General features: G+C 69.7%; 6 protein-coding genes and 4 tRNA genes. All 10 read right to left on the bottom strand.

Translation table 11 applies throughout. The annotated features are described in order from the left end of the window. The coding region (locus VFR64_18155; GenBank protein ID HET9491663.1) for a GTP-binding protein at positions 1-225 on the bottom strand (225 nt) is incomplete at its 3' end. Further along, a tRNA-Thr gene (locus VFR64_18150) sits at positions 181-256 on the bottom strand. The genes VFR64_18150 and VFR64_18155, both read right to left, overlap by 45 nt. An 89-nt stretch (positions 257-345) precedes the next feature. Beyond that, positions 346-420: transfer RNA gene (locus VFR64_18145), tRNA-Gly, on the bottom strand. Positions 421-435: 15 nt separating this feature from the next. Then, positions 436-521: transfer RNA gene (locus VFR64_18140), tRNA-Tyr, on the bottom strand. A 40-nt stretch (positions 522-561) separates the two neighbouring features. Then, positions 562-636 (bottom strand) — tRNA-Thr (locus VFR64_18135). Positions 637-675: 39 nt separating this feature from the next. Beyond that, entirely contained in the window at positions 676-1449 is a 774-nt protein-coding gene (gene rlmB / locus VFR64_18130) for a 23S rRNA (guanosine(2251)-2'-O)-methyltransferase RlmB (protein HET9491662.1), read from the bottom strand. After that, positions 1449-2867: a cysteine--tRNA ligase gene (gene cysS, locus VFR64_18125; protein HET9491661.1), complete on the bottom strand. Its 1419-nt coding sequence runs from the start codon at positions 2865-2867 to the stop codon at positions 1449-1451. The genes rlmB and cysS overlap by 1 nt, the downstream gene beginning before the upstream one ends. Beyond that, the gene (gene ispF, locus VFR64_18120) at positions 2864-3343 is read right to left on the bottom strand and encodes a 2-C-methyl-D-erythritol 2,4-cyclodiphosphate synthase (protein HET9491660.1); all 480 of its coding nucleotides are present in this window, start codon (positions 3341-3343) and stop codon (positions 2864-2866) included. The genes cysS and ispF overlap by 4 nt, the downstream gene beginning before the upstream one ends. Next, positions 3340-4032 carry a 2-C-methyl-D-erythritol 4-phosphate cytidylyltransferase gene (gene ispD / locus VFR64_18115; GenBank protein ID HET9491659.1) on the bottom strand — a complete coding sequence of 231 codons (693 nt, stop codon included), beginning with the start codon at positions 4030-4032 and terminating at the stop codon, positions 3340-3342. The genes ispF and ispD overlap by 4 nt, the downstream gene beginning before the upstream one ends. 38 nt (positions 4033-4070) lie before the next feature. Then, positions 4071-5269, bottom strand: a 1199-nt coding sequence (gene radA / locus VFR64_18110) for a DNA repair protein RadA (protein ID HET9491658.1), incomplete at its 5' end; no start/stop codon positions are given.

The following is a 5269-nucleotide window of genomic DNA, read 5'->3' as shown; positions in this document are numbered from 1 at the left end:
CTCCCGCACCGCGATCCCCTTGTTCTTCGTGTGCAGCACCTTCGTGATCGCCGCCGTCAACGTCGTCTTGCCGTGGTCGATGTGCCCGATCGTCCCGATGTTCACGTGCGGCTTCGTCCGCTCGTATTTCGCCTTGGCCATCTCACTGACCTCCGTTGACGCAGGCGATCCCGGAAGGAATGGAGCCCATGTCCGGGATTGAACCGGAGACCTCGTCCTTACCAAGGACGCGCTCTGCCGACTGAGCTACATGGGCGTGGCTGGCCTTCATGGGGGCCCCGACATGGGCCCCGAACCCCCATCGCTCGTCACCCCCGGCGAAGCCGTGGGCTCCTCGAAATCGCATGGAGCGGGAAACGGGATTCGAACCCGCGACCCCCAGCTTGGAAGGCTGGCGCTCTACCGCTGAGCTATTCCCGCCCGCATCCGCGCGGGTGGTGGGGAGGGGAGGATTTGAACCCCCGAAGGCGTACGCCAGCAGATTTACAGTCTGCCCCCTTTGGCCACTTGGGTACCTCCCCGAACCTGCCGGCATGTGATATGCGAACTCCCCGGAACTGCTGGCGCTGGCGGGAGGATTTGAACCCCCGACCCACTGCTTACAAGGCAGTTGCTCTTCCCCTGAGCTACGCCAGCACAGACAAAACTTCACTTTAGTTTCGAGTCCTTGTTTCGTCAAGGACTTTTCCGCCGTTCCTGCCTCTGGCGCTCGACCTCGTAGCAGAGCACCGCCGCCGCCGCCGCGACGTTCAAGGACCCCACTCGCCCCGTCATGGGGATGGTGAGCAGGGCGTCACAGGTCCTGGCCACCAAGGGGCGCAGTCCCTCGCCCTCGCTTCCCAGCACCAGACAGAGGGGCTCCCTCAGATCGGCTCCCCAGGGAGGAACGCCGCCGGCGATCGAGGTGCCATAGATCCAAACACCTGATTCCTTTAATTTTTCAAGGGCGAAGACGAGATTGGTTTCCCGAGCGACCACCACCGCTCCTATCGCCCCCATAGACGTGCGGGCGACCGCGCCAGTCAGCCCTACCTGGTGGTGTTTGGGAACGATCACTCCATGGGCCCCGAACGCGTCGGCGCTCCTGAGGATGGCGCCGAGGTTCCGGGGGTCCTGGACCTGGTCGACGGCCAGAAAGAAGCCCGCCTCCCCCCTTTCGCCGGCGATCTCCAGGAGCCGTTCGACGTCGGCGTAGGGCGCCGCTGCGACCCGCGCAACGACGCCCTGGTGGCGGGGCGAGCCCGCGATCGCGGTGAGCTGGTCCCGGGTCCGGAAGGAGACCTTCACCCCGGCCCGCCTCGCGACGGCGACGACCTCCCCCAGGGGGCCGGAAGCCCCGGCCAGGACGGCTACCTCGTCTGCTCGGCGCTCGGGGCCCCTGAGCAGGGCCAGCACGGGGTTGCGCCCGTACACCACCTCGCCCGTCGCGCCCGGCTCTCGGAGCACCATCACGTCGTCCGTCGAGTGAGACGAGGGCCGGCCGGCGTGTCTTCGACCTGCCAGCCCATGGTGTGGATCGCCCGCCGCAACTCGTCCGCGCGCTTGAAGTCCCGCTGCTGCCGGGCTCGAGCGCGCTCGGCCATCAAAGCCTCCACCTCGGGGGGCGGCCCGACCGGGGCCCTCTCTCGTCGAAACAGCCCCAGCGCCCCACCCAGGCGCTCGAGCTCGACGATGCCGGCGACCACCGCCTGCCGAGCCGCCGAGCTCGCGCCGGCCTGGTCCAGACGCTCGTAGAGCGCGCGGCTCAGGTCGAACAGCGCCCCGAGGGCCTGGGGCGTGTTGAAATCGTCGTCCATCGCGGCCGCGAACCGCTGGGCGAAGCCGCCCAGCTCGCCCGGCAGCCCCCCCGGGGCGGCGGTGGCCCCCAGGGCCTGGGCGGCATGGAACAGCCGGGTGAAGCGCTCCAGGGCGCGGCCGGCCTCGCGAAGCCGCTCCTCGGAGAACTCGACGGGATGCCGGTAGTGCGTGCCGAGCAGCCACAGGCGCAGGGCGTCGGGCTCGTGGCGCTTGACGACTTCCCGGATGGCCAGCGTGTTGCCGAGCGACTTCGACATCTTCTCGGCGCCGAAGTTGACGAACCCGTTGTGGATCCAGTAACGGGCGAACGGCTTGCCGGTGGCGGCTTCGGCCTGAGCGATCTCGCACTCGTGATGGGGAAAGATCAGATCCTCCCCGCCGCCGTGGATGTCGAACGACTCCCCCAGGTACTGCATGGCCATGGCCGAGCACTCGATGTGCCACCCGGGCCGGCCCGGCCCCCACGGGCTGGGCCACGCCGGCTCCTCGGGCTTGGCCGCCTTCCAGAGGCTGAAGTCGCGGGGATCCTGTTTGCGCTCGTCCACTTCCACGCGGGCCCCGGCCAGGAGCTCGTCGAGATTCTTGCCGCTGAGCTGTCCGTAGGACGGGAAGCGACGAATGGCGAAATACACGTCGCCATCGACGACATAGGCGAAGCCTCCGCGGACCAGGTGCTCGATGAGCGCGATCATGGCGTCGATGTGCTCGGTGGCTCGGGGCTCGACATCGGCGCGGAGGACCCCGATGGCCTCCATGTCGCGGTGAAACTCCTCGATGTAGCGCTCGGCGATCTCGGAGGCCGATACGCCTTCCCGCTGGGCCCGTCGGATGATCTTGTCGTCGACGTCCGTGAAGTTCTTGATGAACCGAACCTGGTAGCCCTTGAAGAGCAGATAGCGGCGGATCACGTCGAAGACGATCGCACTCCGGGCGTGGCCGATGTGCGAGGCGTCGTACACCGTCACGCCGCAGACGTACATCCGCACCTGCCCGGGCGTCAGCGGACGGAACTCCTCCTTCACGCGCCTCAGCGTGTTGGAGATCTTCAGCGGTGTTGCCGGGACGCTCACGATTGCACCTCGACGCTCACCACGGCCAGGGCCGCGATGCCTTCCCGACGGCCCAGGAGCCCCAGGCCTTCCGGGCTCTTGGCCTTCACGCTCACCGTGTCGACCGCCACCCCCAGCACTTCGGCGAGGCGCCTGGCCATCTCTTCCAGATAGGGGGCCAGCCTCGGTCCCTGGGCCAGCACGGTGGCGTCGACGTTGACCAGCTGCCCCCGGCGCGACCGGACCAGCTCCATCACGTGACCCAGAAGCGTCAGGCTGGAGATGCCCTGATAGCGTGGATCGGTGTCGGGGAAGTGCCGGCCGAGGTCCCCCAGGGCCAACGCCCCGAGCAGGGCCTCGCCCACCGCGTGGGCCAGGACGTCCGCGTCGGAGTGCCCGCCCAGTCCCACCTCGGAGGGAATCCTCACGCCGCCCAGGACCAGCGCGCGGTCACGCACCAGCGGATGCACGTCGAAGCCCAGGCCCACGCGCGTCATCGCCGGATCCAGCCCCGGACGCGCCGGAGGTCCGCCGGCGTCGTGACCTTGATGTTGGATTCCAGGCCGCGCACGACGTGCACGGGATGGCCGAGCCGCTCTACGAGCATGGCCTCGTCCGTTCCCATGAACCCGTCGCGCAGCGCCTTCTCGTGAGCCTCGCGCAAGAGCGGATGCCGGAAGGCCTGGGGCGTCTGCACCGCCCAGAGCTCCGAGCGATCGAGCGTGGCTTCCACGACGCCGCCGCGGACCCGCTTCACCGTCTCGGCGATCGGCAGGGCGCAGATGGCGGCTCCGTGGGCGATGGCCGCCCGCACCACTCGCCTGACCAGGTCGCGGGTGATGAACGGTCGGACGCCGTCGTGCACGACGACGATGTCGGCCTCACGAGCCAGCGCCTGCAGCGCCCGCCAGACCGACTCCTGGCGAGTGGCACCCCCGACCACCAGGCCCGGCGCCGGGCGGTGAGACGGCCGGTGACGGCCGAGCAGCCGGCGCGCCCGTGGCAGGTGCGGTTCGGGCAGGGCGATGACGATCTCGTGCACCAGCGGCGGCGCCTGGAACTGCCCCAGCGTGACCTCGAGGATAGACCGCCGCCCGATCCGCAAGAACTGCTTGGGCGTCCGCGTGCCCATGCGCGCGCCGGCGCCGGCGGCCGGGATCACCAGCGCGATCCGAGGCTCAGTCACTGCGCCGGTCCGCGATGTGGCTGTATCCCTCCATGTTGTCAGGCGACCAGCAGGTCAAGGGCATCGTGGACCGTCGCCACCCCGCGCGCAGCCAGCGGCAGTCGCGGCTGTTCGACGAGGCTGCTCCGGGGCACGACGGCCTCGCGGAAGCCGAGGGCCGCCGCTTCGCGCAGGCGCGCCTCGAGACCGGTCACCGCTCGCACCTCGCCTGTAAGCCCCACCTCGCCGACCACGACGACATCGCCGCGCACCGGTCGATCCAGGTAGCTGGAGGCCGCGGCCACCACCACTCCGAGGTCGGCCGCGGGCTCCACGATGCGGGCGCCCCCGGCCACGTTGACGAACACGTCCTGACTGCCCAGCGGCACGCCGGCGCGCTTCTCCAGCACGGCGAGCAGGAGGCACGTCCGATTGTAATCGGCCCCGATGACGGTCCGCCGCGGGGTGCCGAAGGAAGCCGGCGTGACCAGCGCTTGCAGCTCGAGCAGGAGAGGGCGCGTGCCCTCGAGCCCGGCCACGATGACCGAGCCCGGCGCGTCTTTTGGACGCTCGGCCAGGAAGAAGCCCGATGGATTGGGCACCTCGATCAGGCCGCGCTCACCCATCTGGAAGACCCCGATCTCGTTCGTCGAGCCGAACCGGTTCTTCACCGCCCGGAGCACCCGGTAGGCATGGTGCGCCTCGCCTTCGAAGTAGAGCACCGTGTCGACCAGATGCTCGAGCACCCGCGGTCCGGCCAGTGCGCCGTCCTTGGTGACGTGGCCCACGATGAAGGTCGCCAGCCCGCGACCCTTGGCCAGTGTCATGAGCCGCCCCCCGCACTCGCGCACCTGGGCCACGCTTCCCGGCGCGGACTCGATCTCGGGCAGGAACACCGTCTGGATGGAATCGATGACGAGGGCCTGGGGCTTGACGGAGTCGAGCTCGGCCTGCACCGCGGCCAGGTCGTTCTCGGACCAGAGCAATAGCGCGTCGGTGGCGACGCCGAGGCGGTCGGCGCGGAGCTTGACCTGCGCGGCCGATTCCTCGCCCGAGACATAGAGCACGGGCGCGGCGACCGCCGCCAGGGCGCCCGCCACCTGCAGCAAGACCGTGCTCTTACCGATGCCCGGGTCCCCGCCGATCAGCACCAGCGACCCCGGAACGACGCCGCCGCCCAGCACCCGGTCGAGCTCGCCGATCCCCGTGTGCAGCCGCTCCGTGCGCTCCAGGGACACCTCGCGCAACGGCCGCGGCC

Source organism: Candidatus Methylomirabilota bacterium (assembly GCA_035709005.1).
In the GTDB taxonomy this organism is placed as follows: domain Bacteria; phylum Methylomirabilota; class Methylomirabilia; order Rokubacteriales; family CSP1-6; genus 40CM-4-69-5.
Note: the sequence above shows the minus strand (reverse complement) of the source record. Positions and strands in the feature narration are given on the sequence as shown.